The following is a 25,600-nucleotide window of genomic DNA, read 5'->3' as shown; positions in this document are numbered from 1 at the left end:
TGGTTAGCCCAGTCTAATGTAATTATGCTAAACGGGGTTTCGTCATGGCAAAAGCTAAGTTTGAACGTAACAAGCCACATGTAAACGTAGGCACGATTGGTCACGTTGACCATGGTAAAACTACATTGACAGCGGCGCTAACCATTGTGCAAGGTAAGAAATTTGGTGGTGAGTCACGCGCTTACGACCAGATCGATAACGCGCCAGAAGAAAAAGCACGTGGTATCACCATCTCAACAGCGCACGTTGAATATGAATCAGAAACACGTCACTACGCACACGTAGATTGCCCAGGTCACGCCGACTATGTAAAAAACATGATCACAGGTGCGGCTCAGATGGATGGCGCGATTCTAGTATGTTCAGCCGCTGACGGCCCCATGCCACAAACACGTGAGCACATCTTGTTATCACGTCAAGTAGGTGTGCCGTACATCGTTGTGTTCCTAAACAAAGCGGATATGGTAGATGACGAAGAATTGATGGAACTAGTAGAAATGGAAGTTCGTGAACTTCTATCAGACTACGACTTCCCAGGTGATGACACACCAGTAATCAAAGGTTCAGCCCTAAAAGCAATCGAAGGCGACACATCAGAAATTGGTGAGCCAGCGATCGAAAAACTAGTAGCGGCCTTAGATGAATACATCCCTACACCACAGCGTGACACAGATAAGCCATTCCTAATGCCGGTAGAAGACGTATTCTCTATCCAGGGTCGTGGTACGGTTGTAACCGGTCGTGTTGAAACAGGTATTGTAAAAGTAGGTGAAGAAATCGAAATCGTTGGTATTCGTGATACACAAAAAACCACGGTTACCGGTGTTGAAATGTTCCGTAAGTTGCTAGACCAAGGTGAAGCCGGTGACAACGTAGGTGTATTGCTACGTGGTACCAAGCGTGAAGACGTAGAACGTGGTCAAGTACTAAGTCACCCAGGCAAAATCACACCACACACCCAGTTCGAAGGTGAAGTGTATGTGTTATCAAAAGAAGAAGGTGGTCGTCATACTCCATTCTTCAATGGTTACCGTCCACAGTTCTACTTCCGTACAACGGATATTACTGGTGCATGTGAACTACCATCAGGTGTAGAAATGGTTATGCCAGGTGACAACATCCAGATGACAATCACTTTGATCAACCCAATCGCGATGGACGAAGGTTTACGTTTCGCTATCCGTGAAGGTGGTCGTACAGTTGGTGCGGGTGTGGTTTCTAAGATCTTGAAATAATCAAGATCTTGCAAAAAACAAAGGGGGCTGGTATAGTCCCCTTTTTTAACTCACAGGGGTGTAGCTCCAATTGGTAGAGCCGCGGATTCCAAATCCGAAGGTTGGGAGTTCGAGTCTCTCCACCCCTGCCATATTCTTAACGGTCTACGTCATAGGATGTGGATCGTTTTTTTAATTATATCGACATAGTATGAATAAGAAATCAGAAGTACAAGAATCAAGAAATGTAATGGATACGATCAAGATGTTCCTATCTATTGCGATTTTGTTGAGTTCTATTGTGGCTTACTATACGTTTGCCGAGTGGCATGCGGTTGTGCGAATTTTAGTGGTGTTGTTTGGTGTAACCCTTGCAGGTTATGTGCTTTACAAAACTGAATTAGGCGCTAGTTGGTTTAAATATTTAGTTCATACCAAAAAGGAAGTTCGCCAAGTTGTTTGGCCTACCCGAAAAGAAACGGTGCAGACAACATTAATTGTTGTTATTGCCGTTATTCTGGTTGGGATTTTTCTCTGGTTAATTGATATGTTTTTCTTGTGGGCGGTTAAATTGCTGACAGGACAGGGAGGCTAACGTGGCGAAAAGATGGTATGTAGTACACGCTTATTCTGGTTATGAGAATAAAGTTAAGGCGGCTTTAGTTGAGTATATAGAGCGCGCTGAATTAACGAATGATTTTGGACGTATTTTGGTGCCTTCAGAAGAAGTAGTTGAAATTCGTGATGGCAAAAAGCGCACCAGTGAGCGCAAGTTTTTTCCTGGTTACGTTTTAGTAGAAATGGAAATGAACGAGGCTAGTTGGCATCTAGTTAAAAGTGTTCCTCAGGTGATGGGTTTTATTGGTGGTACGAGTGATCGTCCTGCGCCTATTACGCAAAAGGAAGTTGACCGAATTTTACAACGTGTAGAAGAAAACGTTGATAAGCCACGTCCAAAAGTAATTTACGAGCCGGGAGAAATGGTTCGAGTCACGGATGGTCCATTTACCGACTTCGAGGCGGTAGTGGAAGGCGTAGATTATGACAAAAATAGACTACAAGTATCAGTGTTAATATTTGGGCGTTCAACTCCGGTTGAGTTGGAGTTTGCTCAAGTCGTTAAGAGCTGATTTTTTTAACGGGGAGCCTTACGGCGCTATTACCCACAAGGAGTAGAAAATGGCCAAGAAAATTGCAGCCTATATTAAATTGCAAATCCCTGCAGGGAATGCAAATCCAAGTCCACCCGTTGGTCCAGCTTTAGGTCAGCGCGGCGTAAATATTATGGAATTCTGTAAAGCATTTAATGCGCAAACGCAAAATGTTGAAAAAGGATTGCCTCTGCCTGTCGTTATCACTGTTTATAGTGATAAGAGCTTTACTTTTATTACCAAGACCCCACCAGCTGCCATCTTATTGAAAAAAGCAGCAGGTATCCAGAAGGGTAGCGCAATTCCAAACCTTAATAAGGTTGGTAAAGTGACGCGTGCTCAGTTGGAAGAAATCGCTACGACCAAAATGGCTGATTTAAATGCCAATGATTTGGAAACAGCAGTCAAGATTATTGCGGGCTCAGCTCGTAGTATGGGTCTAACGGTCGAGGAGTAATAGAAGATGGCAAAGCTAACGAAAAAACAGAAAATGGTTGCTGAGCGTCTAAATAAAGACTCGTCATATGACATTATTGCAGCCTTAGATTTGGTTAAAGAGTTTGCAGGTTCAACTAAATTTGATGAAACAGTTGATGTAGCTGTTAAGTTGGGTGTTGATCCACGTAAATCTGATCAAGTTGTGCGTGGCGCAACAGTTCTTCCTAATGGCTTAGGTAAAACAATTCGTGTAGCTGTGTTTACTGGTGAAGCGAATCAGGCCGCTGCAAAAGAAGCCGGTGCTGATTTTGTTGGTATGGAAGAGCTTGCTGATGAAATTAAGAAAGGCATGATGGATTTTGACGTGGTTATTGCAAGTCCAGACGCAATGCGTGTTGTGGGTATGTTGGGCCAGGTTCTTGGTCCGCGTGGCTTAATGCCTAACCCAAAAACCGGCACAGTTACACCAGATGTTGTTGGTGCGATCAATAATGCAAAAGCTGGTCAGGTTCGTTACCGCGTTGACAAGGCTGGTATTATCCATGCACCAATTGGTAAGGCCTCGTTTGATGCCCAAAAGCTAAAAGAAAACCTTGCTGCATTGTTAGAAGACTTAAATAAAGCTAAGCCTTCTGCGGCAAAAGGTGTGTTTATGAAAAAAGTAACTGTATCTAGCACGATGGGACCAGGTGTTCCAGTAGATCAGTCAACGATTTAATCTATCTGAAAGGATGGATTTGCGAATTGGGTCTCCAAAATTGTGAGTGCCCATCGCAGACCGTAGGTGGCGACTTAATGAGTGGCCTTAATTTCATCTGAGACCTACGTAGATGAGTGGTTTGATCAGGGAGCTGGTTAAACTGTTAGGAGGTTAGAATGGCACTTAAACTCGAAGATAAAAAGCTAGTCGTTGAAGAAGTCTCTGCCATAGTAGAGAAGTCTGTATCGATTGTAGTAGCTGAATATCGTGGGTTGACTGTGGAGCAGATGACTGATCTTCGCTCTAAGGCACGTGATGCTGATGTAGTTATCCGTGTTGTTAAAAATACTTTGGCACGCAAAGCTTTACAAGGTTCACCTTTTGAAGATATGCAGTCTGATTTGGTAGGTCCAGTTGTACTGGTTTTCTCTACAAATGAATTGTCAGCTGCGGCTCGTATTGCTAAAGATTTTAAAAAGAGTAATGAAGCATTGGTTATTAAGTCGCTATCAATTGGTTCTGGCGTTATGGACGCTAGCCAGCTTGATGCAATTGCTGCACTACCGACTTACGAAGAAGCATTGGGCAAGTTAATGTATGTAATGAAAGCACCTGTCGAGAAATTGGCACGTACACTTGCAGCATACAAAGAAGCCAAAGAAGCGGCGTAATTTCTTTAGTAATTACGACACGCAAATTCAATTTTAGGAGATTATCAAATGGCCGTATCACAGAATGATATTTTAGAAGCAGTTGCTAACATGACTGTAATGGAAGTTGTTGAATTGATTTCAGCAATGGAAGAGAAGTTTGGTGTTTCAGCTGCCGCTATGGTTTCAGCTGGTCCAGCTGCAGACGCAGGCGCAGGCGCTGAAGCACAAACTGAATTCAATGTAATCCTAACAAGCGCTGGTAGCAACAAAGTTGGTGCTATCAAAGCGGTTCGTGGTATTACAGGTCTTGGCTTGAAAGAAGCTAAAGAAGCAGTTGAATCAGCACCTACTGTACTTAAAGAAGGTGTATCGAAAGAAGAAGCTGAAGAAATTAAGAAGCAAGTTGAAGAAGCTGGTGCACAGGCTGAAATCAAGTAATTTCTCGCTTTTAACTGCGTAAAAAGCAGTATGAAATGGCTGGTACTTAGGTGCCGGCCTTTTCTTGTTTAAGGTAGTGTGTAAAAGTGTGATATTCAGTGAGGACTGATACTACAGTTTTATACATTTAAATAGATTTCTCTATTTATCAATTATGACTTGTTCTTTTGCAGAGGTACTCAATGACGACTTACTCGTTAACCGAAAAGAAACGCATCCGTAAAGACTTCTCAACACAACCTTCGATGTTGGATGTCCCATATTTATTATCGCTTCAGAAAGGGTCATATCATGACTTTATCCAGAAGGATAAGAAACCTTTAGAGCGCGCCAGCATTGGTTTGCACTCTGCTTTCAGTTCAGTCTTCCCAATTAAAGGCGTTGCGGGTACAGCCGACTTGGATTATGTCAGCTATCACCTTGGTCAGCCTGAATTTGATGTTAAAGAATGCAAGCAGCGCGGCGTAACTTATGCCGCACCACTTCGCGTAAAAATGCGTTTGGTCATGTACGACAAGGATGCTCCAGTTGGAAATCGCCCTGTTAAAGACATTAAAGAACAAGAAGTATATTTAGGTGATATGCCTTTGATGACCGATAACGGTACATTCGTTATTAATGGTACTGAGCGTGTAATTGTGACTCAATTGCATCGTTCTCCCGGCGTCATTTTTGATAATGATAAAGGTAAGTCTCATTCTTCAGGCAAAATCTTATTTAATGCCAGAATTATTCCTTACCGTGGTTCTTGGTTAGATTTCGAGTTTGATCATAATGATTGTTTATTTACTCGTATCGATCGTCGTCGTAAATTACCAATTTCAATTCTATTGCGTGCGATGGGTTACGACAACGAACAGATTTTAGAGATGTTCTTCGATACATCCAAAATTAAAATGTCAAAAGGCAAATATTCACTTGCATTTGATCCAGAGCAGTTTAAAGGTCAAATGGCGACTTTTGATATAGCTGCCAAAGGTGAGGTGTTTGCCGCAGAAGGCACTCGCATTACCGCGCGTACTATCAAAAAAATGGCTGAAGCGGGTGTTTCTTCTATAGATGTGCCTGTTGAATTTTTACTCGGCAAAGTGATGGCCAAAAATGTTGTCGATACCTCTTCAGGTGAGTTGATCGCAGCCGCAAACTCGATTATCACGCAAGATATTCTCGATAAGATTAATGAACTAAGTAAGCTACAGTTTGAAGTGCTCTATATTGATGAGTTACTTCACGGTTCATACATGTCAGATACGTTGAATCTTGATTCAACTTCTACTCAGCTAGAAGCACAGATTGAAATTTACCGTATGATGCGTCCAGGTGAGCCGCCAACAAAAGACTCTTCCGAGGCATTATTCAATAGCTTGTTTTTCCAAGAAGATCGTTATGATTTATCTTCAGTAGGTCGAATGAAGTTAAACCGTCGTTTAGGTCGTCAAGATAACGAAGGTAAACTTGTTCTTGAGCGTGAAGATATTGTTGATGTTATTCGTGAATTGATTAATATTCGAAATGGTCAAAGTACAGTTGATGATATTGATACTTTGGGTAACCGTCGTATTCGTGCTGTAGGCGAAATGGCTGAAAATGCATTTAGAGTTGGCTTGGTTCGTGTTGAGCGTGCTGTTAAAGAACGACTCAACCAGGCAGAGTCTGATGGTTTAATGCCTCAGGATTTGATTAATGCTAAGCCAGTGTCTGCTGCAATTAAAGAATTTTTTGGCTCGAGCCAGTTGTCTCAGTTTATGGATCAAGTCAATCCGCTTTCGGAAGTTACGCATAAGCGTCGTGTTTCAGCGTTAGGCCCAGGTGGCTTGACGCGTGAACGTGCTGGTTTTGAAGTTCGTGACGTGCATCCTACTCACTATGGTCGTGTTTGCCCGATTGAAACTCCTGAAGGGCCAAACATTGGTTTGATTAACTCGTTAGCTGTTTATGCAAAAACCAACGAGTATGGTTTCTTAGAAACTCCTTACCGTAAAGTTGTAGATGGCAAGGTCACCGATGATGTGGTTTATATTTCTGCGATTGATGAAGCGCAATATGTAATCGCTCAGGCTAGTGCGAAACTGGATAAAAACGGCAAGTTTGTTGAAGACTTGATTTCTGCACGTCATCAGAATGAATTTACGTTATCTATGTCTAAAGACATTAACTTAATGGATGTTTCACCCAAGCAAATCGTATCTGTAGCAGCGGCATTGATTCCATTTCTTGAACACGATGATGCTAACCGTGCATTGATGGGTTCAAACATGCAGCGTCAGGCGGTTCCTACTCTGCGTGCAGATAAACCTTTAGTTGGTACTGGTATTGAGAAAACAGTAGCAATCGACTCGGGTGTAACTGTAGTGGCAGATCGCGGTGGTGAGGTTGTTTCATCGGATGCCTCTAGAATCGTTGTGCGTGTCCATGATGACGAGATTGTTGAGGGAGAAACTGGTGTTGATATTTATAATCTAATTAAATATCAGCGTTCTAACCAGAACACTTGTATTAACCAAAAGCCAATTGTAAGCGCAGGTGACGTAGTTTCACGTGGTGATGTTTTGGCAGATGGTCCTTCAACGGATTTAGGTGAACTTGCCTTGGGTCAGAACATGCGTGTCGCGTTCATGCCTTGGAATGGCTACAACTTCGAAGACTCGATTTTAGTATCTGAACGTGTTGTTAAAGAAGACCGTTATACAACTATTCATATTGAAGAGTTTACCTGTTTAGCACGTGATACGAAGCTTGGGCCAGAAGAGATCACGTCTGACATTCCTAATGTTGGGGAGTCGGCTTTGTCTCGCCTAGATGAGAGCGGTATCGTTTATATCGGTGCCGAAGTTAAGCAAGGCGATGTTTTGGTAGGGAAGGTGACACCTAAGGGTGAAACACAGTTAACACCTGAAGAGAAGTTGCTGCGAGCCATCTTTGGTGAAAAAGCATCGGATGTAAAAGATACATCCTTACGTGTGTCCAAAGGTATAGAAGGTACAGTTATTGACGTCCAAGTCTTCACTCGTGAAGGTATGAAGAAAGATGCGCGTGCACAGGCTATCCAAGAAGAAGAATTGGATAAGGTTCGTAAGGATATTGATGAGCAGTACAAAATTCTTGAACTAGATACATTAAACCGTATTAAGAACTTGCTATCAGGCTTAAAGTTGAAAGATGGTACGAAATTAACAGCTGAGTATCTTGATAGTCTCGAGGCTAAGAAATGGCTGGGTCTCAATGTTGATGATGAGGATGCACTACGTCAACTTGAAACAGCAGAAGAACAGCTGAAAGCAAAGCGTAAAGAACTTAATGAAGCCTTTGAAGAGAAGCGTAAAAAACTTACGCAAGGTGATGATTTAGCGCCGGGCGTTTCTAAGATGGTTAAGGTGTATGTTGCTATTAAACGTCGCATCCAACCTGGTGATAAAATGGCCGGTCGTCATGGTAACAAAGGTGTTATCTCTCGAATTTGTCCAGTGGAAGATATGCCATTTGACGAAACAGGCCGCCCTGTCGATATTTGCTTAAACCCACTGGGTGTACCGTCACGTATGAACGTTGGTCAAATTTTAGAAACTCACTTAGGCCTAGCGGCTTGGGGATTAGGTGAAAAAATTGATTCAATGATGAAGCGTGATGCAGATATCAAGGATGTACGTGAGTTCTTACACAAGATTTATAACGAAAGCCAAGGGCAGTCGGTTGACTTTAAAGCGTTTAGTGATGATGAAATTATTGTTCTTGCTAAAAACTTGAGTAAGGGCGTGCCTATGGCTTCGCCAGTATTCGATGGCGCCGATGAAGGTCAGATTAAATCATTGTTACGCCTAGCGGAGTTACCTGAATCAGGACAAATGCGACTATTTGACGGACGTACAGGTGACGAGTTTGATAGAACTGTAACCGTAGGTTATATGTACATGTTGAAGTTAAATCACTTGGTTGATGACAAAATGCATGCTCGTTCTACTGGTCCATATAGTTTAGTTACTCAGCAACCATTGGGTGGTAAAGCTCAATTTGGTGGTCAGCGCTTTGGTGAGATGGAGGTGTGGGCATTGGAAGCCTATGGCGCAGCCTTTACACTTCAAGAAATGTTGACAGTGAAGTCTGATGACTTAAATGGTCGTACTCGCATGTATAAAAACATCGTAGATGGTAATGAATACATGGAACCAGGCATGCCAGAATCCTTTAGCGTATTGCGTAAAGAGATTCGTGCATTAGGTATTGATATTGAGTTGGAGCAAGATTAATGAAAGACTTACTCGGTTTTCTAAAAAAACAAAACGTTTCTAGTGAATTTGATGCCATTAAGGTATCTCTTGCTTCTCCTGAAAAGATTCGTTCTTGGTCATATGGTGAAGTAAAAAAACCAGAAACCATTAACTACCGTACTTTTAAGCCTGAACGTGATGGCTTATTTTGCGCCAAGATTTTTGGTCCAATTCGTGACTATGAATGTTTGTGTGGTAAGTACAAGCGATTAAAGCATCGTGGTGTCATCTGTGAAAAGTGTGGTGTTGAAGTAACTCAGTCTAAAGTGCGTCGTGAGCGTATGGGTCATATTGACTTGGCCACACCGGTTGCTCACATTTGGTTCTTGAAGTCTCTTCCGTCACGTATTGGTTTGATGCTGGATATGACATTAAAAGAAATCGAAGCTGTTTTATACTTCGAAGCTTTTATGGTAGTTGATCCAGGTCTAACTCCCTTAGAGCCTTGGCAGCTACTGACGGAAGAAGAGTATTTAGATGCATTAGAAGAGCATGGTGATGAATTTGAAGCACAAATGGGTGCCGAAGCTATTAAACGCATGCTTAAGTCTATTGATCTAGCAGAAGAAGCTGCACGTTTAAGAGGTGAGGTTGAAACGACCACTTCTGAAACAAAGCAAAAGAAAGTTAGTAAGCGTCTAAAGCTAATTGAATCCTTCTTGTCGTCTGGAAATAATCCAGAATGGATGGTATTGGAAGTTCTTCCAGTATTGCCTCCTGAACTTAGACCATTAGTTCCACTTGATGGTGGGCGTTTTGCAACTTCGGATCTTAACGACTTATATCGCCGAGTAATTAACCGTAATAACCGTCTTAAGCGCTTATTAGATTTGATGGCACCAGATATTATTGTTCGTAACGAAAAACGTATGCTTCAAGAAGCCGTAGATTCGTTGTTGGATAATGGTCGTCGTGGCCGTGCTGTAACTGGCACCAACAAGCGCCAGTTAAAGTCTTTGGCTGATATGATCAAAGGTAAGCAGGGTCGTTTCCGTCAGAACCTACTTGGTAAGCGTGTTGATTATTCTGGACGTTCGGTCATTGTTGTAGGGCCTACTTTGAGATTGCACCAGTGTGGTTTACCTAAAAAGATGGCGTTAGAGTTATTTAAACCATTCATTTTTAGTAAGTTGCAAAAACGTGGTGCTGCACCAACAATTAAAGCCGCTAAAAAAATGGTTGAGCAAGGCTTGCCTGAAGTATGGGATGTGTTGGATGAAGTCATTCGTGAGCATCCTGTATTATTGAACCGCGCTCCAACACTTCACCGTCTTGGTATTCAGGCATTCGAACCTGTGTTGATTGAAGGCAAAGCTATTAATTTGCATCCTTTGGTTTGTTCTGCCTTTAACGCTGACTTCGATGGTGACCAGATGGCCGTGCATGTTCCATTGTCGCTTGAAGCACAGCTTGAAGCTCGCACATTAATGATGTCGACCAACAACCTGCTGTCACCAGCCAATGGTGAGCCAATTATTGTGCCATCACAAGACGTTGTACTTGGCTTATATTACATTACGCGTGAGCGCATCAATTCGATTGGAGAAGGCAAAGCTTTTTCAAACTGGCAGGAAGTGGTAAGAGCACAGGAAGCTAAAGTTGTCCATTTGCACACTAAGATCAAACTCAAAGTTGAAGAGACAATTGTTGAAGATGATAAAGAGCATGTAAGTACTCGCATTGTCGATACAACTGTTGGTCGTGCTTTGTTATGCAGAATTTTGCCAAAAGGTTTATCGTTTGATCTTTTGAACACTAATTTGACAAAGAAGAACATCAGTAAGGTCTTAAATACCTGTTACCGCGTACTTGGTCCAAAAGAAACAGTTATTTTTGCTGACCAATTGATGTACGCTGGTTTTAAGTGGTCAACGATGGCTGGTTTATCTTTCTGTTCAGATGATATGTTGATTCCTGATGAAAAAGCGGGAATTCTTGAGCGTGCTGAAGATCAAGTTAAAGAAATTCAGTCGCAGTATTCACAGGGTCTGGTTACTGAGGGTGAGCGCTATAACAAAGTTGTTGATATTTGGTCGCACACAAATGAACTTGTAACAAAAGCCATGATGGAAGAGTTGCAATATGACATGGTTACAACCACTGAAGGTGAAGAGGTTAAACAAAGTTCGTTTAACTCAATCTATATGATGGCTGACTCTGGTGCTCGTGGTTCGGTCGCGCAGATGCGTCAGCTTGGTGGTATGCGTGGCTTGATGGCAAAACCTGATGGTTCCATCATTGAAACCCCCATTACAGCCAACTTCCGTGAAGGTCTAAACGTTTTACAGTACTTTATTTCTACACATGGTGCTCGTAAAGGTTTGGCAGATACGGCATTGAAGACGGCTAACTCTGGTTATTTGACACGTCGTTTAGTAGATGTCGCTCAAGATGTGGTTGTGACAGAAAATGACTGCGGTACAGATAGCGGAGTTGAAATGACCGCGCATGTTGAGGGTGGTGATGTAATTGAATCCCTACGCGAGCGTATTCTCGGACGTGTTTTAAGTGATGATGTACTTGATGCTAAGGGTGGATGTATAGTTGCAGCCGGTACTCTGCTAGACGAAAGCTTAGTGGCTCTCATTGATACGCATGGTATTGATCGCGTGAAAGTTAGATCCACTATTACGTGTGAAACAAAATTTGGTGTGTGTCAAAAATGTTATGGCCGAGACTTGGCACGTGGTCACCTAGTTAACATGGGTGAAGCTGTGGGTGTAATGGCTGCTCAGTCGATTGGTGAGCCTGGTACTCAGTTGACAATGCGTACTTTCCATATTGGGGGTACTGCTTCGCAGACAGCGGCGCAAAGCCAGGTTGAAGTTAAGTACGAAGGTACCGTTAAGTTCCATAATCTTAAAACAGTTAAAAACTCTGAAGATAAGGTAATGGTTACAACGCGCTCTGGTGAGGTCACTATTTTAGATGATGCAGGCCGTGAGAAAGAACGTTATAAAGTGCCTTATGGCGCCATTCTAGAGGTTACTGAGGGTCAGAAGCTAACCTCTGGTCAGAGTATTGCAAGTTGGGATCCGCATACTCACCCAGTTATCACTGAAGTAAGCGGTCAAATTGAGTTCGGAAACTTTGAAGGTACAGTTGAAGAGCGTGTTGATGAATTAACAGGCCTGGTAACTCGCGTTGTAAAAGGTGCTAAAGAACGCTCAAGCTCGGTTAAAGATGCTCGTCCTTTCATACGTTTATTAGATGATAAGGGAGAGAGTACTTGTTTTGCAGGGACACAGACCCCAGCAGTCTATTACTTACCAGAGAACTCGATTGTACTTGTGCAATCAGGTGTTCAGGTTGTATCAGGTGACGTTTTAGCGCGTATTCCGCAAGCGTCTTCAAAAACAAAAGATATTACCGGTGGTCTACCGCGTGTTGCTGACTTATTTGAAGCACGACAGCCAAAAGAACCAGCAATCATGGCAGAAGTAAGTGGCGTAATTTCGTTTGGTAAAGAAACCAAAGGGAAGCAGCGCTTAATTATTACGCAAGATTCTAGCGAACAGTATGAAACCCTAATTCCGAAATGGCGTACGGTTAATGTGTTCGAAGGTGAGCGTGTTGAGCGTGGTGATATTATTGTAGAAGGTAATTCGAACGCACACGACATTCTTCGTCTATTGGGTGTAGAGCGCCTTGCAGAATATATTGTTGATGAAGTTCAGGATGTTTATAGGTTGCAGGGCGTGCGTATTAACGATAAGCATATTGAGGCGATTATTCGCCAAATGTTGCGTAAAGTTGAAATACGTGCAGCTGGAGACACCGGTCTTATTAAGGGAGAGCAAACTGAATATGCGCGTGTTTTAGAGTTAAATGAAAAAATGCGAGCAGAAGGTAAAGTGGAAGCTAGTTTTGAGCGTGTTCTGCTTGGTATTACAAAAGCTTCACTTGCGACAGAGTCATTTATCTCGGCGGCTTCATTCCAAGAAACAACTCGCGTACTAACCGAAGCTGCGGTTAGCGGTAAGCGAGACACCTTGGTTGGTTTGAAGGAGAACGTTATTGTGGGTCGTCTAATTCCTGCTGGAACAGGCTTCGCTTATCACCAAGCTCGTAAGAAGGCAAGTGATATAGCGGATGGCGAGTTGCGTGCGTTTATTCAAAATGATTATGAAGAAGAGAGTGTGAGTGAAGATATTCTGGAAGAGATGCCGGTTGTAGATGACCGTGTTATCGAACCCGAAGATTCAGAGCTTTAAATAAATAAAATTCAACAAGTTATTGCTTGACATATGCTTGTTGCATCACTAAAATTCTGAAACCTTATTTGTGGGCAAGGATGCCCACAATGTATTTTAGGTGAATGAGTTAAAACTCAAATTTTGGAGAAAGTTTTAATGGCTACAATAAACCAGTTGGTTCGTAAGCCGCGTAAAGACAAAATTAAAAAATCAGCCGTACCAGCTTTGGAATCTTGTCCACAGCGTCGCGGTGTTTGTACGCGCGTATACACAACAACCCCTAAAAAGCCTAACTCAGCCTTGCGTAAAGTTGCTCGTGTTCGTTTAACTAATGGTTTTGAAGTTTCAACCTATATTGGTGGTGAAGGTCATAACTTGCAGGAACACTCGGTAATTTTGATTCGTGGTGGGCGTGTTAAGGATTTGCCTGGTGTACGTTATCATACAGTTCGCGGTGCATTAGATTGTTCTGGCGTAAATGAGCGTAAACAAGGTCGTTCTAAGTACGGTGCTAAACGTCCAAAAGGTAAATAAGACCTTTTACATACGTTAGCAAATTTTATTTCCTAAACCGGAAGAAGTAAGAATGGCAAGAAGAAGAGAGATACCAAAAAGATTGGTATTACCAGATCCTAAGTTTGGTGATGTGACGTTAACAAAGTTTGTTAACATGATTATGGTTAGTGGTAAAAAAGCAGTAGCTGAAAAAATCGTTTATGATGCTTTAGATAAAGTAGTTGAGCGTCGTAAAGGTGGTGAGCATGCTTTATTGTTAAGAGAAGCTCTTGAAAATGTAGGTCCTTTGGTTGAAGTAAAGTCACGCCGTGTTGGTGGTGCAACTTACCAGGTACCGGTTGAAGTTCGTCCAGAAAGAAAGGTGGCGCTATCGATGCGTTGGATTGTTGAAGCGGCACGTAAGCGTAGCGAGAAAGGTATGATGCTTCGCTTAGCGGGTGAACTTAATGATGCCCTTGATAATCGCGGTTCTGCAATCAAGAAGAAAGAAGATACACATAGAATGGCAGAAGCCAATAAGGCATTCTCGCATTTCCGTTGGTAGTATCTGACAAGGCCCTTTGGGGCCTTTATCGTTTCAACACATCAAAGTAAAAGGTTAGTAAAGTGGCACGTAAAACCCCTTTAGAGCGCTACCGTAATATCGGTATTATGGCGCACATCGATGCTGGTAAAACAACAACTACAGAGCGTATTTTGTTTTATACAGGACGTTCACACAAAATTGGCGAAGTGCATGATGGCGGCGCAACCATGGACTGGATGGAGCAGGAGCAGGAGCGTGGTATTACCATTACTTCAGCTGCGACCACTTGTACTTGGTTGGGTATGGCTAAGCAATTCCCTGAGCATCAAATTAACATTATTGATACCCCAGGTCACGTTGACTTCACTATCGAAGTAGAACGTTCGCTTCGTGTATTGGATGGTGCCGTTACGGCGTTCTGTTCAGTGGGTGGTGTTGAGCCTCAGTCTGAGACTGTATGGCGCCAAGCTGATAAGTATGGCGTACCAAGAATGGGTTACGTTAATAAAATGGACCGTGCTGGTGCTAACTTTTTACGTGTAGTAGAACAGGTTAAAACACGTCTTGGCGCAACCCCGGTACCAATGCAATTGCCTATCGGTGCGGAAGATGCTTTTGTAGGTGTTGTTGACCTTGTTAAGATGAAGGCAATTTACTGGGATAAAGAATCACAGGGTATGACATTTACCTATGAGGATATTCCAGCTGAAATGCTTGATGAGTGTCAGCAGTATCATGATGAGTTGGTTGAGTCGGCTGCTGAAGCGAATGATGAGTTTATGGATACCTATCTAAATGGTGGTGAATTATCCGAAGAACAAGTTAAGCAAGGCATTCGCATGCGTTGTATCAATAATGAAATTATCCCAATGTTTTGTGGCTCAAGCTTCAAAAATATGGGTGTTCAGGCGCTGCTAGATGCGGTAATTGAGTATTTCCCTTCACCGATGGATGTTCCTGCGATTGAAGGTGTTTTAGAAGATGAAACACCAGCCACTCGTAAGTCTTCGGATGATGAGCCTTTCGCAGCTCTTGCGTTTAAGATTATGACGGATCCATTTGTGGGTACGCTTACATTTGTTCGTGTTTATTCTGGGGTGCTTGATGCTGGTAGTTCTGTGTTTAACCCTGTTAAGGGTAAAAAGGAACGTGCTGGTCGTTTAATTAAAATGCATGCGAACTCACGTGAAGAAGTAAAAGAATTCCGTGCTGGTGATATCGGTTGTGTTGTTGGTCTTAAAGATGTAACAACAGGCGATACGATTTGCGACTTGGAAAACAAGATCACACTCGAACGCATGGAGTTTCCTGAGCCCGTAATTTCGATCGCTGTAGAACCTAAAACAAAAGCTGACCAAGAGAAAATGGGTATTGCTTTGCAGAAACTGGCTGCAGAAGATCCTTCATTCCGTGTTCGTACTGATGAAGAAACAGGGCAAACCATTATTTCCGGTATGGGTGAGTTGCATCTAGATATCATTGTTGATCGCATGAAGCGTGAGTTCAATGTTGAAGCTAACGTTGGTGCTCCACAGGTGTCTTATCGTGAGACTATTAAGCAGTCAGTTGAGGCTGAAGGAAAGTTTGTACGTCAGTCAGGTGGTCGTGGTCAATACGGTCATGTTGTATTGCGTATAGAGCCTCAAGAGCCAGGTACAGGCTTTACCTTTGTTAATGAAGTTGTTGGTGGAGCTGTACCTAGAGAGTATATTGGTGCTGTTGAAAAAGGTGCTCAGGAACAGTTGGAAAATGGTGTTATTGCCGGTTACCCTGTTGTTGACGTTAAGGTAACCGTGTTCGATGGTTCTTATCATGATGTTGACTCTAATGAAATGGCCTTTAAGGTCGCATCATCAATGGGTGTAAAAAATGGTGTGCAAAGTGCTAAGCCTGTCATTTTAGAACCGATTATGGCTGTCGAGGTTGTAACGCCTGAAGAGTATATGGGTGATGTTATGGGCGACCTTAACAGACGCCGCGGTATGATTCAGGGTATGGAAGATATCCCTACTGGCAAACAACTTAAAGCAGAAGTACCTTTGTCAGAAATGTTTGGTTATGCGACAAATGTACGTTCACTAACTCAGGGGCGTGCTAGCTATAGCATGACATTCAAAAAGTATGCAGATGCACCATCATCTGTCCAAGAAGAAATTATCGCAAAAGCGAAAAAAGGTTCTTAATTTTAATTTAGAGGGTTTTTAAAATGGCAAAAGCTAAGTTTGAACGTAACAAGCCACATGTAAACGTAGGCACGATTGGTCACGTTGACCATGGTAAAACTACATTGACAGCGGCGCTAACCATTGTGCAAGGTAAGAAATTTGGTGGTGAGTCACGCGCTTACGACCAGATCGATAACGCGCCAGAAGAAAAAGCACGTGGTATCACCATCTCAACAGCGCACGTTGAATATGAATCAGAAACACGTCACTACGCACACGTAGATTGCCCAGGTCACGCCGACTATGTAAAAAACATGATCACAGGTGCGGCTCAGATGGATGGCGCGATTCTAGTATGTTCAGCCGCTGACGGCCCCATGCCACAAACACGTGAGCACATCTTGTTATCACGTCAAGTAGGTGTGCCGTACATCGTTGTGTTCCTAAACAAAGCGGATATGGTAGATGACGAAGAATTGATGGAACTAGTAGAAATGGAAGTTCGTGAACTTCTATCAGACTACGACTTCCCAGGTGATGACACACCAGTAATCAAAGGTTCAGCCCTAAAAGCAATCGAAGGCGACACATCAGAAATTGGTGAGCCAGCGATCGAAAAACTAGTAGCGGCCTTAGATGAATACATCCCTACACCACAGCGTGACACAGATAAGCCATTCCTAATGCCGGTAGAAGACGTATTCTCTATCCAGGGTCGTGGTACGGTTGTAACCGGTCGTGTTGAAACAGGTATTGTAAAAGTAGGTGAAGAAATCGAAATCGTTGGTATTCGTGATACACAAAAAACCACGGTTACCGGTGTTGAAATGTTCCGTAAGTTGCTAGACCAAGGTGAAGCCGGTGACAACGTAGGTGTATTGCTACGTGGTACCAAGCGTGAAGACGTAGAACGTGGTCAAGTACTAAGTCACCCAGGCAAAATCACACCACACACCCAGTTCGAAGGTGAAGTGTATGTGTTATCAAAAGAAGAAGGTGGTCGTCATACTCCATTCTTCAATGGTTACCGTCCACAGTTCTACTTCCGTACAACGGATATTACTGGTGCATGTGAACTACCATCAGGTGTAGAAATGGTTATGCCAGGTGACAACATCCAGATGACAATCACTTTGATCAACCCAATCGCGATGGACGAAGGTTTACGTTTCGCTATCCGTGAAGGTGGTCGTACAGTTGGTGCGGGTGTGGTTTCTAAGATCTTGAAATAATCAAAGCTTGATTATTAATTAAGATTGAAGTAAAATTCGCAACCTTAATTAGCAGTGGGCTCGTGTAGTCTGCTGCTTTTATTTTTTATATATAGCGAGAAGTGGTCTATGGCAACACAAAATATACGTATTCGCTTAAAAGCTTTTGATCATCGTTTGATTGATCAATCTGCAAAAGAGATTACGGAAACAGCTAAAAGAACTGGGGCGCAAGTACGCGGTCCTATTCCGCTGCCAACACGTAAAGAGCGTTTTACAATCTTGGTATCTCCGCACGTAAACAAGGATGCGCGTGATCAGTATGAGCTTCGTACGCACAAGCGTATGCTGGATATTGTTGATCCTACCGATAAAACGGTTGATGCGTTGATGAAGCTTGATTTGGCTGCGGGTGTTGATGTTCAGTTGGAATTGCGTTAAGCAAATGTAAGCCATCAATCGTAATGGCTGATTTCAATAATAAGAGGTAGCAAAATGAATATTGGTGTCGTTGGGAAAAAAATAGGGATGACACGCATCTTCAATGACGAAGGTGTATCTATTCCTGTGACTGTAGTAGAAGTCGCACCAAATCGTGTTACGCAGATCAAAACTGTAGAAGGTGAAGGTTATTCTGCAGTTCAGGTTACAGCAGGTACAAAGCACGCAGGCCGTATTAATAAGCCAAAAGCTGGACACTTCGCTAAAGCGGGTGTTGAAGCTGGTGAAGGGTTGTGGGAATTTCGCTTATCGGCTGAAGAGCTTTCTTCTTTTGAAGTAGGTTCAGAAATCACAGTTGAGAAGTTTGCTGACGTTGCAGTAGTTGATGTGGTAGGTACGACAAAAGGTAAGGGTTTTCAGGGTGGTGTTAAGAGACATAACTTCAGAACTCAAGACGCTACACACGGTAACTCATTGTCTCACCGAGTACTAGGTTCTATTGGTCAGAACCAGACTCCAGGTCGTGTATTTAAGGGTAAAAAAATGGCAGGTCACATGGGTGATGTGCGTCAAACTACCTTGAATCTTGATTTGGTTCGTGTTGATGTTGAGAACGGATTGTTGCTTATTAAGGGTGCAGTCCCTGGTGCTAAAGGCAGCACGGTTCTTGTACGTAAAGCAATTAAGTAAGGTGGGCGCAATGGAATTAAAAATGATCGAATTGGCCACGGGCAAAGAGGCTGGTAAAGTCGGCGTTTCAGCAGAAGTGTTTGGCGTGGATTTTAATGAATCTTTAGTTCACCAGGTAGTAGTTTCTTACATGGCTGGTGCACGCTCTGGTACTAAATCACAGAAAACACGTGCAGAAGTACGCGGCGGTGGTATTAAACCATGGCGTCAGAAAGGTACTGGCCGTGCGCGTGCCGGTACCATTCGGAGCCCGATTTGGGTTGGTGGTGGCCGAGCATTTCCTGGTCATAACCGTGACTTCTCACAAAAAGTAAATAAAAAAATGTATCGCGGGGCGATGCGTTCAATTTTGTCTGAACTTAACCGCACGGGCAGATTGGTTGTCGTCGATGATTTTAAAATCGATGCTCCGAAGACTCGCGATTTTAAGGCAAAATTACAATCACTTGGCGTAACTGATGTATTAGTTGTTACCGAAGCTTTTGATGAGTATTTGTACCTGTCGGCTCGTAACATATATCACGCTGATGTATGTGATGCTGCTTCAGTTGATCCATTAAGCTTAGTAGGTTTCAAGAGTGTGATTATGACTCAAGGTGCTATTAAGCAGTTAGAGGAGAAGTTCGCATGAGTAACGAGCGTTTATTAAAAGTTTTATTAGCTCCACATGTTTCTGAAAAAAGTGCCATGATGGCTGAAAAAGCCTCTCAGTACGTCTTTAGAGTTGCTCCTGATGCAACAAAAGTTGAAGTTAAGCTTGCAGTAGAAAGCTTATTTAATGTGAAAGTTGAATCAGTCAATGTGCTTAACCAAAAAGGTAAGCGCAAAATGTTTAAAGGGCGTACTGGAACAAGAAATGGTTCACGTAGAGCAATTGTTAGATTAACTGAAGGTCAAGAACTTGACTTTGTATCTGGCGAATAAGGAGTTAGAACATGGCGATTATTAAAAAATCAAAACCAACTTCTCCTGGACAGCGTTTTGTAGTTCGTATTGTTGAGCCAACCTTGCATAAAGGTGAGCCCTATGCGCCACTATTAGAAAAAAAGTCTAGAAAAGGTGGTCGTAATAACACTGGACGTATCACAGTTCGCCATCACGGTGGTGGTCATAAACGTCACTATCGTTTGGTTGATTTTAAGCGTACTAAAGATGGCATCCCAGCAACCGTAGAGCGTCTTGAATATGATCCAAACCGTACAGCTAATATTGCGTTAATCCGTTATGCTGATGGTGAGCGTGCTTATATCTTAGCTCCTAAGAGTCTACAGGCTGGTGATACAGTTGAATCAGGTGCTGGAGTATCTATCAAGGCCGGTAATGCGTTGCCCTTGAGAAATATTCCAGTAGGTACGGTTGTTCACGGTGTTGAATTGCGTCCTGGAAAAGGAGCACAGATTGCTCGTAGTGCAGGTGCTTATGCACAGATAGCCGGTAAAGAAGGCTCTTACGTACTCGTTAAGCTTCGTTCTGGTGAAATGCGTAAAATACATATTGAATGTAGAGCGACGGTTGGTGAAGTTGGTAATGCTGAACACAGCTTGCGCAAACTTGGTAAAGCTGGTGCTAAAAGATGGCGTGGTGTTCGTCCAACTGTCCGTGGTGTTGCTATGAACCCGGTTGACCATCCACATGGTGGCGGTGAGGGTCGTACTTCAGGTGGTCGCCATCCTGTAACACCATGGGGTGTGCCGACCAAAGGGAAGAAGACTAGAAGCAACAAGCGTACAAACAATATGATTGTACGTCGTAGAAATAGTAAATAAGGAAGGACATAATGCCACGTTCAGTTAAAAAAGGACCTTTTGTAGATCATCACTTGGCAAAAAAAGTGATTGAGGCACAAGAATCTGGTAACAAGCGTCCGATTAAAACCTGGTCAAGAAGATCAATGATTCTTCCTGATATGATTGGTTTAACAATTGCGGTGCACAATGGTAAAGAACATATCCCAGTATTTGTTTCTGAAAATATGGTTGGTCATAAGTTAGGCGAGTTTTCAATGACTCGTACTTATCGTGGTCATGTAGCTGATAAGAAAGCTAAGCGCTAATAGGAGAATAAAATGCAAGTAAGTGCAACACATAAATTCGCTCGCATCTCTCCTCAGAAAGCTCGCTTAGTTGCTGATCTTATCAGAGGAAAGGATGTGGAGTCAGCTGTTAATATTCTTAGCTTTAGTGGTAAGAAAGCAGCAGATTTGATGAAGAAAGTGTTAAATTCTGCGATTGCAAATGCAGAAAATAACGAAGGTGCCGATGTCGATGAGCTTAAAGTAACAGCAGTGTATGTTGATGAGGGCCCATTAATGAAGCGCATGCGTGCGCGTGCAAAAGGCCGTGGAAATCGCATTATTAAGCGAATGAGTCACATAACCGTTACTGTAAGCGAAAAATAAGGAGAGCCAGAATGGGTCAAAAAGTACATCCTATCGGTATCCGTCTTGGTATTACTAAAGATTGGAATGCTCGCTGGTATGCGGATAGTAAAAACTATTCTGATTTTTTAGTGAGCGATATTGAGATACGTAAAGAATTAAATGAGCAATTGAAGCATGCTTCAGTTAGTAAAATTCATATTGAGCGTGTAGCAAATGGTATTCGTGTAACTATTCATACCGCAAGACCAGGTGTTGTTATCGGCAAAAAAGGCGAAGACATCGAAAAACTTAAAGCATCTTTGATGAAAAAAACTGGTTTACCAGTCAATATCAACATTGAGGAAATTAAGAAGCCTGAGTTAGACTCAAAGTTAGTTGCGGAAAGTATTGCACAACAACTTGAAAAACGTATTCAATTCCGTCGCGCAATGAAACGTGCCGTTGGTAATGCTATGCGTTTGGGTGCTCAGGGTATTAAGGTTGCTCTTGCAGGACGTTTAAACGGTGCTGAGATTGCTCGTACCGAATGGTATCGTGAAGGTCGTGTACCTTTACATACGTTCCGTGCAGATATTGATTATTCAATATTCGAGGCTGACACCACTTATGGGAAAATAGGCGTTAAAGTCTGGATTTTCCATGGTGAAAAACTTGGCAAAATGTCACTTGCTGGGGATAGTCAAAAGCAACCGAAAGCCAAGAAAAGCCGTAAATAAAAGGATTTGTAACCATGTTAATGCCTAAGCGTACCAAATTCAGAAAAGTTCAAAAGGGACGTAATCGTGGTTTGGCACAAAGTGGAAGTAAAGTAAGCTTTGGTGAATTCGGTCTAAAAGCTACTGAGCGCGGTAGACTGACTTCACGCCAAATCGAATCTGCACGTCGTGCGATGACTCGTCATATTAAGAGAGGCGGTAAAATTTGGATTCGAGTTTTTCCAGATAAGCCAATTACAAGTAAGCCACTAGAAGTTCGTATGGGTAAAGGTAAAGGTAGTGTTGAATATTGGGTTGCCCAGATTCAGCCAGGCCGAGTATTATACGAAGTTCAGGGTGTAAATGAAGTATTAGCACGCGAAGCTTTTAGCTTAGCTGCTGCAAAGCTGCCTTTTAAAACTCAGTTTGTAACAAGAACGGTGATGTAAATGTCTGCACAAGAATTAAGAGAAAAAACAGCAGAGCAACTTAATGAAGAATTAATGTCGCTCCTTAAAGAACAGTTTAACTTAAGAATGCAGCATGCTACTGGTCAGTTGGCCAACTCTTCTAAATTAAAGTCTGTAAGACGTTCGATTGCGAGAGTTAAAACCATCATGCGTGAAAAAGTGAGTAAGTGAAATGTCAGTAGAAAATACTAAAGCCCGCACACTTTCTGGAGTAGTTTCCAGTAATGGAATGGATTGTTCTATTGTTGTGCTGACTGAAAGATATATTAAGCATCCTAAATATAAGAAATATGTCAAAAAATCTACAAAAATTATGGCACATGATGCCGATAATGTTTGTAGTGTTGGAGACAGAGTTACTATTATGGAATGCCGTCCGTTATCAAAACGCAAATCCTGGACATTAGTCAAGGTTGAAGAGAAAGCAAAAATCTAAAATTAATTTTAGATTAGATTTTCTACCGCTGGAATGACCAAGCCAATTGGAACTAGTCATTCAGCGGTTTTTGTGTTAAGATTATTTTTTTCGCGGTTTTATAGCAAATGGAGTACCGCTATGATTCAAATGCAAACAATACTTGAGGTCGCTGATAACAGTGGTGCTAAGCGTGTGCAGTGCATCAAAGTTTTGGGCGGCTCAAAGCGCCGCTACGCAAGTGTTGGTGACATTATTAAGGTATCTGTAAAAGAAGCAGCGCCTCGTGGTAAGGTTAAGAAGGGTGATGTTTATGATGCCGTAGTTGTTAGAACAGCTAAGGGTGTAAGACGTCAAGATGGCTCTTTGATTAAGTTCGATGATAACGCAGCTGTGATTCTTAATAATAAAAAAGAACCAATTGGAACACGTATCTTTGGACCAGTTACTAGAGAACTTCGTAACGAAAAGTTTATGAAAATAGTTTCTTTGGCTCCTGAAGTCTTATAAGGAGATTAGTTGTGAATCGTTTAAAGAAAGGTGATGAAGTTATCATCATTGCAGGCAAAGATAAGGGTAAAAAAGGTACGGTTTCTAAGTTGATCGATGACTCCCGTGTGCTGGTGGATGGTGTTAATTTGGTAAAGAAACATACCAAGTCAAACCCTATGACAGGTGCCCAGGGTGGGATCGTTACTAAAGAGATGCCTATCCATGTTTCAAATGTGGCACTTTTTAACCCAGAAACCCAAAAGGCTGATCGCATTGGTTACCGTATCGAGAACGATATTAAGGTGCGTTACTTCAAGTCTACAGATAAAGCAGTTAATGCTTAAATTAGGTTAGAGAGATGGCAAGATTAAAACAAGTTTATAAGGATCAGGTTGTAAGCAAGCTGGTTGAACAGTTTGGTTACAAGTCTGTTATGCAAGCACCTAAAGTAATAAAAATTACTATTAATATGGGTGTCGGTGCAGCGTTAGCGGATAAGAAGGTTTTAGATAATGCGCTGTCTGATATGGAGCTGATCGCAGGTCAGAAGCCAGTAAAGACTTTAGCTCGTAAATCTGTGGCAGGTTTCAAGGTTCGTCAAGGTTGGCCTATTGGTTGTAAGGTCACTTTGCGTGGTGAAAAAATGTATGAGTTCCTTGATCGTCTAATCAATATTGCTTTGCCGCGTGTAAGAGACTTCCGTGGTGTAAATCCAAAGGCATTTGATGGTCGTGGTAACTACACGCTTGGTGTTAAAGAGCAGATTATTTTCCCTGAGATCGAGTTCGAAAAGGTCGATATGATGCGTGGTATGGATATCAATATCGCAACTACTGCGGGCACCGATGCAGAAGCTAAGGCTTTATTGGAAGCCTTTAATTTTCCGTTTAAGAAATAGAGAGGTTTCTCATGGCTAAAACTTCAATGAGAGAGCGCGAAACCAAGCGAGAGCAAATGGTTGCGAAGTATGCTGAAAAGCGTGCGTTACTCAAAAAAACATCTGTAGATATGTCGCTTTCATATGATGAGCGTATGGAAGCTATGGATAAACTAGCGAAGCTTCCAAGAAATGCATCGCCAGTAAGACAACAGCGTCGTTGCAAAATTACCGGTAGACCACATGGTGTTTATAGAAAATTTGGTTTATCACGTAACATGCTTCGTTTATATGCAATGCAGGGCGATGTTCCTGGTTTAAGAAAAGCAAGTTGGTAGGATTTAATTATGAGTATGTCTGATCCAATCGCCGATATGCTAACGCGTATTCGTAACGGCCAATTAGCAGGTCATGCAAAAGTATCAATGCCTTCTTCAAAGTTGAAGGCATCTTTAGCACAACTGTTAACAGATGAAGGGTATGTGTCTTCATTTGACGTTAAAAATACTGACGGTAAGTCAATTTTATCGGTTGATTTGAAATATTATCAAGGGAAGCCTGTCATCGAATTGCTAAAGCGTGTGAGCCGTCCAGGTTTACGTGTTTACAAAAATAAAGATGAACTGCCAAAAGTCATTGGTGGCCTAGGTGTGGCTGTAGTTTCAACCTCAAAAGGCATTATGTCTGATCGCGATGCACGCAAGCAAGGTGTTGGCGGTGAGATTATTTGCTATGTAGCTTAGGAGAGAATGTATGTCTAGAGTCGCAAAGTCTCCGATCACCCTTCCAAAAGGTGTGGAACTGAATATTAAAGGTTCAGAAGTTACTGTAAAAGGTTCAAACGGGTCACTAAGTTTTCAATTGAATTCAGCGGTTGTTGTTGACCAGGCTGATGGCGTGGTTAGTTTTTCGCCAAAAGCTGGTGTGGTTGACGGATGGGCGCAGGCTGGTACTGCACGTTCAGTAATTAACAATATGGTTACTGGTGTAAGTCAAGGTTTTGAAAAGAGATTGCAGTTAGTGGGTGTTGGTTATCGTGCACAGGTGCAAGGTAATGTTATAAACCTAACTTTAGGTTTTTCTCACCCAGTTAACCATCAGCTTCCTGCTGGTGTAACAGCTGAAACACCTAGCCAAACTGAAATTGTGATTAAGGGTGCTGATAAGCAGGCCGTTGGTCAAGTCGCAGCTGAAGTTCGCGGTTATCGTCCGCCTGAACCTTACAAAGGTAAAGGTATTAAATATGCAGATGAAAGAATTCTGCGAAAAGAAGCTAAGAAGAAATAAGGTTGGGAGTAGATATGGATAGCAAACAAGCTAGACTCCGTAGAGCCAAAAAGACACGTGCGAAAATTAGTGAATTAAATATGCCTCGTTTATGCGTTAACCGTACACCTAAGCATATTTATGTCCAGTTGATTTCTGCAGACGGATCAACAGTACTTGCTACTAGTTCAACGGTTCAGGCGGATGTAAAAAGTAAAGTAAAGTTCAGTGGTAATAAAGAAGCAGCCGAGTTAGTAGGTAAAGTGATTGCTGAAAAAGCAAAAACAGCCGGTGTAACTAAAGTTGCTTTTGACCGTTCAGGTTTTAAATACCACGGGCGCGTTCAAGTGTTGGCTGATGCCGCACGTGCGAACGGACTAGAGTTTTAAGATAAGGGTATT

General features: G+C 42.4%; 31 protein-coding genes and 1 tRNA gene. All 32 read left to right on the top strand.

The genetic code is table 11. The features are described from left to right. Window positions 1–44 precede the first annotated feature (44 nt). The 32 genes from tuf (N746_RS0109820) to rplR all read left to right on the top strand — a co-directional run bounded on the left by tuf (N746_RS0109820) (window position 45) and on the right by rplR (window position 25,588). Window positions 45–1,235: an elongation factor Tu gene (tuf, locus tag N746_RS0109820; RefSeq protein ID WP_029936150.1), complete on the top strand. Its 1,191-nt coding sequence runs from the start codon at window positions 45–47 to the stop codon at window positions 1,233–1,235. A gap of 54 nt (window positions 1,236–1,289) precedes the next feature. Continuing rightward, window positions 1,290–1,366 (top strand) — tRNA-Trp (locus N746_RS0109815). Between the two features lie 59 nt (window positions 1,367–1,425). After that, window positions 1,426–1,809 carry a preprotein translocase subunit SecE gene (gene secE / locus N746_RS0109810; RefSeq protein WP_029936172.1) on the top strand — a complete coding sequence of 128 codons (384 nt, stop codon included), beginning with the start codon at window positions 1,426–1,428 and terminating at the stop codon, window positions 1,807–1,809. A 1-nt stretch (window position 1,810) separates the two neighbouring features. Next, a complete protein-coding gene (nusG, locus tag N746_RS0109805; RefSeq protein ID WP_029936171.1) occupies window positions 1,811–2,344 on the top strand; it encodes a transcription termination/antitermination protein NusG in 534 nt (177 codons plus the stop codon). Between the two features lie 49 nt (window positions 2,345–2,393). Then, the gene (gene rplK / locus N746_RS0109800; RefSeq protein WP_029936169.1) at window positions 2,394–2,822 is read left to right on the top strand and encodes a 50S ribosomal protein L11; all 429 of its coding nucleotides are present in this window, start codon (window positions 2,394–2,396) and stop codon (window positions 2,820–2,822) included. 6 nt (window positions 2,823–2,828) lie between these two features. Continuing rightward, entirely contained in the window at window positions 2,829–3,521 is a 693-nt protein-coding gene (gene rplA / locus N746_RS0109795) for a 50S ribosomal protein L1 (protein WP_029936167.1), read from the top strand. Between the two features lie 158 nt (window positions 3,522–3,679). Continuing rightward, window positions 3,680–4,174, top strand: a complete 495-nt coding sequence (gene rplJ, locus N746_RS0109790) for a 50S ribosomal protein L10 (RefSeq protein WP_029936165.1) — start codon at window positions 3,680–3,682, stop codon at window positions 4,172–4,174. 48 nt (window positions 4,175–4,222) lie between these two features. Continuing rightward, the gene (rplL, locus tag N746_RS0109785; RefSeq protein WP_029936163.1) at window positions 4,223–4,594 is read left to right on the top strand and encodes a 50S ribosomal protein L7/L12; all 372 of its coding nucleotides are present in this window, start codon (window positions 4,223–4,225) and stop codon (window positions 4,592–4,594) included. A gap of 182 nt (window positions 4,595–4,776) precedes the next feature. Further along, window positions 4,777–8,838: a DNA-directed RNA polymerase subunit beta gene (gene rpoB / locus N746_RS0109780; RefSeq protein ID WP_029936161.1), complete on the top strand. Its 4,062-nt coding sequence runs from the start codon at window positions 4,777–4,779 to the stop codon at window positions 8,836–8,838. Beyond that, entirely contained in the window at window positions 8,838–13,073 is a 4,236-nt protein-coding gene (gene rpoC / locus N746_RS0109775) for a DNA-directed RNA polymerase subunit beta' (protein ID WP_029936159.1), read from the top strand. Before rpoB ends, rpoC begins: the two co-directional genes overlap by 1 nt. 138 nt (window positions 13,074–13,211) lie before the next feature. After that, entirely contained in the window at window positions 13,212–13,589 is a 378-nt protein-coding gene (rpsL, locus tag N746_RS0109770; protein ID WP_029936156.1) for a 30S ribosomal protein S12, read from the top strand. Between the two features lie 52 nt (window positions 13,590–13,641). After that, window positions 13,642–14,115, top strand: coding sequence for a 30S ribosomal protein S7 (rpsG, locus tag N746_RS0109765; protein ID WP_029936154.1), 474 nt, complete (start codon window positions 13,642–13,644; stop codon window positions 14,113–14,115). Window positions 14,116–14,177: 62 nt separating this feature from the next. Further along, complete coding sequence (fusA, locus tag N746_RS0109760; protein WP_029936152.1) at window positions 14,178–16,280, top strand: elongation factor G; 2,103 nt, start codon at window positions 14,178–14,180, stop codon at window positions 16,278–16,280. A 23-nt stretch (window positions 16,281–16,303) separates the two neighbouring features. Beyond that, window positions 16,304–17,494 (top strand): elongation factor Tu, encoded by a 1,191-nt coding sequence (tuf, locus tag N746_RS0109755; protein WP_029936150.1) that lies wholly within the window; start codon window positions 16,304–16,306, stop codon window positions 17,492–17,494. 108 nt (window positions 17,495–17,602) lie between these two features. After that, the gene (gene rpsJ / locus N746_RS0109750; RefSeq protein WP_029936148.1) at window positions 17,603–17,914 is read left to right on the top strand and encodes a 30S ribosomal protein S10; all 312 of its coding nucleotides are present in this window, start codon (window positions 17,603–17,605) and stop codon (window positions 17,912–17,914) included. A gap of 54 nt (window positions 17,915–17,968) precedes the next feature. Next, a complete protein-coding gene (gene rplC, locus N746_RS0109745) occupies window positions 17,969–18,604 on the top strand; it encodes a 50S ribosomal protein L3 (protein ID WP_029936147.1) in 636 nt (211 codons plus the stop codon). A gap of 10 nt (window positions 18,605–18,614) precedes the next feature. After that, window positions 18,615–19,235 carry a 50S ribosomal protein L4 gene (rplD, locus tag N746_RS0109740; protein ID WP_081836018.1) on the top strand — a complete coding sequence of 207 codons (621 nt, stop codon included), beginning with the start codon at window positions 18,615–18,617 and terminating at the stop codon, window positions 19,233–19,235. Next, window positions 19,232–19,528: a 50S ribosomal protein L23 gene (gene rplW / locus N746_RS0109735; RefSeq protein ID WP_029936144.1), complete on the top strand. Its 297-nt coding sequence runs from the start codon at window positions 19,232–19,234 to the stop codon at window positions 19,526–19,528. The genes rplD and rplW overlap by 4 nt, the downstream gene beginning before the upstream one ends. A gap of 11 nt (window positions 19,529–19,539) precedes the next feature. Further along, on the top strand, window positions 19,540–20,370 hold the full coding sequence (rplB, locus tag N746_RS0109730; protein ID WP_029936142.1) for a 50S ribosomal protein L2: 831 nt from the start codon (window positions 19,540–19,542) through the stop codon (window positions 20,368–20,370). A gap of 11 nt (window positions 20,371–20,381) precedes the next feature. Next, on the top strand, window positions 20,382–20,657 hold the full coding sequence (rpsS, locus tag N746_RS0109725) for a 30S ribosomal protein S19 (protein ID WP_029936141.1): 276 nt from the start codon (window positions 20,382–20,384) through the stop codon (window positions 20,655–20,657). 12 nt (window positions 20,658–20,669) lie between these two features. After that, window positions 20,670–21,002, top strand: a complete 333-nt coding sequence (gene rplV / locus N746_RS0109720; protein ID WP_029936139.1) for a 50S ribosomal protein L22 — start codon at window positions 20,670–20,672, stop codon at window positions 21,000–21,002. 11 nt (window positions 21,003–21,013) lie between these two features. Then, window positions 21,014–21,700 carry a 30S ribosomal protein S3 gene (gene rpsC, locus N746_RS0109715; RefSeq protein ID WP_029936137.1) on the top strand — a complete coding sequence of 229 codons (687 nt, stop codon included), beginning with the start codon at window positions 21,014–21,016 and terminating at the stop codon, window positions 21,698–21,700. 14 nt (window positions 21,701–21,714) lie between these two features. Then, a complete protein-coding gene (rplP, locus tag N746_RS0109710) occupies window positions 21,715–22,128 on the top strand; it encodes a 50S ribosomal protein L16 (RefSeq protein ID WP_029936135.1) in 414 nt (137 codons plus the stop codon). Beyond that, window positions 22,129–22,320 (top strand): 50S ribosomal protein L29, encoded by a 192-nt coding sequence (gene rpmC, locus N746_RS0109705; protein ID WP_029936134.1) that lies wholly within the window; start codon window positions 22,129–22,131, stop codon window positions 22,318–22,320. It begins immediately after the preceding gene. 1 nt (window position 22,321) lies between these two features. After that, the gene (rpsQ, locus tag N746_RS0109700; protein WP_029936131.1) at window positions 22,322–22,585 is read left to right on the top strand and encodes a 30S ribosomal protein S17; all 264 of its coding nucleotides are present in this window, start codon (window positions 22,322–22,324) and stop codon (window positions 22,583–22,585) included. A gap of 120 nt (window positions 22,586–22,705) precedes the next feature. Continuing rightward, window positions 22,706–23,074: a 50S ribosomal protein L14 gene (gene rplN / locus N746_RS0109695; RefSeq protein WP_029936129.1), complete on the top strand. Its 369-nt coding sequence runs from the start codon at window positions 22,706–22,708 to the stop codon at window positions 23,072–23,074. 11 nt (window positions 23,075–23,085) lie between these two features. Beyond that, complete coding sequence (rplX, locus tag N746_RS0109690; protein WP_029936127.1) at window positions 23,086–23,400, top strand: 50S ribosomal protein L24; 315 nt, start codon at window positions 23,086–23,088, stop codon at window positions 23,398–23,400. A gap of 14 nt (window positions 23,401–23,414) precedes the next feature. After that, on the top strand, window positions 23,415–23,954 hold the full coding sequence (gene rplE, locus N746_RS0109685; protein WP_029936125.1) for a 50S ribosomal protein L5: 540 nt from the start codon (window positions 23,415–23,417) through the stop codon (window positions 23,952–23,954). 11 nt (window positions 23,955–23,965) lie between these two features. Then, window positions 23,966–24,271 carry a 30S ribosomal protein S14 gene (rpsN, locus tag N746_RS0109680; RefSeq protein ID WP_029936123.1) on the top strand — a complete coding sequence of 102 codons (306 nt, stop codon included), beginning with the start codon at window positions 23,966–23,968 and terminating at the stop codon, window positions 24,269–24,271. A 9-nt stretch (window positions 24,272–24,280) separates the two neighbouring features. After that, window positions 24,281–24,676 carry a 30S ribosomal protein S8 gene (rpsH, locus tag N746_RS0109675; RefSeq protein ID WP_029936121.1) on the top strand — a complete coding sequence of 132 codons (396 nt, stop codon included), beginning with the start codon at window positions 24,281–24,283 and terminating at the stop codon, window positions 24,674–24,676. Between the two features lie 10 nt (window positions 24,677–24,686). Continuing rightward, complete coding sequence (rplF, locus tag N746_RS0109670) at window positions 24,687–25,220, top strand: 50S ribosomal protein L6 (protein WP_029936119.1); 534 nt, start codon at window positions 24,687–24,689, stop codon at window positions 25,218–25,220. A gap of 14 nt (window positions 25,221–25,234) precedes the next feature. Next, window positions 25,235–25,588, top strand: coding sequence for a 50S ribosomal protein L18 (rplR, locus tag N746_RS0109665; RefSeq protein WP_029936118.1), 354 nt, complete (start codon window positions 25,235–25,237; stop codon window positions 25,586–25,588). Window positions 25,589–25,600 lie beyond the last annotated feature (12 nt).

This window comes from Thiomicrospira pelophila DSM 1534 (assembly GCF_000711195.1).
In the GTDB taxonomy this organism is placed as follows: Bacteria; Pseudomonadota; Gammaproteobacteria; order Thiomicrospirales; family Thiomicrospiraceae; genus Thiomicrospira; species Thiomicrospira pelophila.
Note: the sequence above shows the minus strand (reverse complement) of the source record. Positions and strands in the feature narration are given on the sequence as shown.

Excerpts from the sequence above, each read along its gene's own strand:
- rplD (WP_081836018.1), top strand. The coding sequence starts at position 18,615 with ATGGAATTAAAAATGATCGAATTGGCCACGGGCAAAGAGGCTGGTAAA.
- rplP (WP_029936135.1), top strand. The coding sequence starts at position 21,715 with ATGTTAATGCCTAAGCGTACCAAATTCAGAAAAGTTCAAAAGGGACGT.
- rpmC (WP_029936134.1), top strand. The coding sequence starts at position 22,129 with ATGTCTGCACAAGAATTAAGAGAAAAAACAGCAGAGCAACTTAATGAA.
- rplR (WP_029936118.1), top strand. The coding sequence starts at position 25,235 with ATGGATAGCAAACAAGCTAGACTCCGTAGAGCCAAAAAGACACGTGCG.
- rplJ (WP_029936165.1), top strand. The coding sequence starts at position 3,680 with ATGGCACTTAAACTCGAAGATAAAAAGCTAGTCGTTGAAGAAGTCTCT.
- rplL (WP_029936163.1), top strand. The coding sequence starts at position 4,223 with ATGGCCGTATCACAGAATGATATTTTAGAAGCAGTTGCTAACATGACT.
- rpsL (WP_029936156.1), top strand. The coding sequence starts at position 13,212 with ATGGCTACAATAAACCAGTTGGTTCGTAAGCCGCGTAAAGACAAAATT.
- tuf (WP_029936150.1), top strand. The coding sequence starts at position 45 with ATGGCAAAAGCTAAGTTTGAACGTAACAAGCCACATGTAAACGTAGGC.
- rplF (WP_029936119.1), top strand. The coding sequence starts at position 24,687 with ATGTCTAGAGTCGCAAAGTCTCCGATCACCCTTCCAAAAGGTGTGGAA.
- rplE (WP_029936125.1), top strand. The coding sequence starts at position 23,415 with ATGGCAAGATTAAAACAAGTTTATAAGGATCAGGTTGTAAGCAAGCTG.
- rplN (WP_029936129.1), top strand. The coding sequence starts at position 22,706 with ATGATTCAAATGCAAACAATACTTGAGGTCGCTGATAACAGTGGTGCT.
- rpsH (WP_029936121.1), top strand. The coding sequence starts at position 24,281 with ATGAGTATGTCTGATCCAATCGCCGATATGCTAACGCGTATTCGTAAC.
- rplV (WP_029936139.1), top strand. The coding sequence starts at position 20,670 with ATGCAAGTAAGTGCAACACATAAATTCGCTCGCATCTCTCCTCAGAAA.
- rplA (WP_029936167.1), top strand. The coding sequence starts at position 2,829 with ATGGCAAAGCTAACGAAAAAACAGAAAATGGTTGCTGAGCGTCTAAAT.
- rpsG (WP_029936154.1), top strand. The coding sequence starts at position 13,642 with ATGGCAAGAAGAAGAGAGATACCAAAAAGATTGGTATTACCAGATCCT.
- rpsS (WP_029936141.1), top strand. The coding sequence starts at position 20,382 with ATGCCACGTTCAGTTAAAAAAGGACCTTTTGTAGATCATCACTTGGCA.
- rplK (WP_029936169.1), top strand. The coding sequence starts at position 2,394 with ATGGCCAAGAAAATTGCAGCCTATATTAAATTGCAAATCCCTGCAGGG.
- tuf (WP_029936150.1), top strand. The coding sequence starts at position 16,304 with ATGGCAAAAGCTAAGTTTGAACGTAACAAGCCACATGTAAACGTAGGC.
- rpsN (WP_029936123.1), top strand. The coding sequence starts at position 23,966 with ATGGCTAAAACTTCAATGAGAGAGCGCGAAACCAAGCGAGAGCAAATG.
- rplB (WP_029936142.1), top strand. The coding sequence starts at position 19,540 with ATGGCGATTATTAAAAAATCAAAACCAACTTCTCCTGGACAGCGTTTT.
- rpsJ (WP_029936148.1), top strand. The coding sequence starts at position 17,603 with ATGGCAACACAAAATATACGTATTCGCTTAAAAGCTTTTGATCATCGT.
- rpsC (WP_029936137.1), top strand. The coding sequence starts at position 21,014 with ATGGGTCAAAAAGTACATCCTATCGGTATCCGTCTTGGTATTACTAAA.
- rpoC (WP_029936159.1), top strand. The coding sequence starts at position 8,838 with ATGAAAGACTTACTCGGTTTTCTAAAAAAACAAAACGTTTCTAGTGAA.
- secE (WP_029936172.1), top strand. The coding sequence starts at position 1,426 with ATGAATAAGAAATCAGAAGTACAAGAATCAAGAAATGTAATGGATACG.
- rpsQ (WP_029936131.1), top strand. The coding sequence starts at position 22,322 with ATGTCAGTAGAAAATACTAAAGCCCGCACACTTTCTGGAGTAGTTTCC.
- rplC (WP_029936147.1), top strand. The coding sequence starts at position 17,969 with ATGAATATTGGTGTCGTTGGGAAAAAAATAGGGATGACACGCATCTTC.
- rpoB (WP_029936161.1), top strand. The coding sequence starts at position 4,777 with ATGACGACTTACTCGTTAACCGAAAAGAAACGCATCCGTAAAGACTTC.
- rplW (WP_029936144.1), top strand. The coding sequence starts at position 19,232 with ATGAGTAACGAGCGTTTATTAAAAGTTTTATTAGCTCCACATGTTTCT.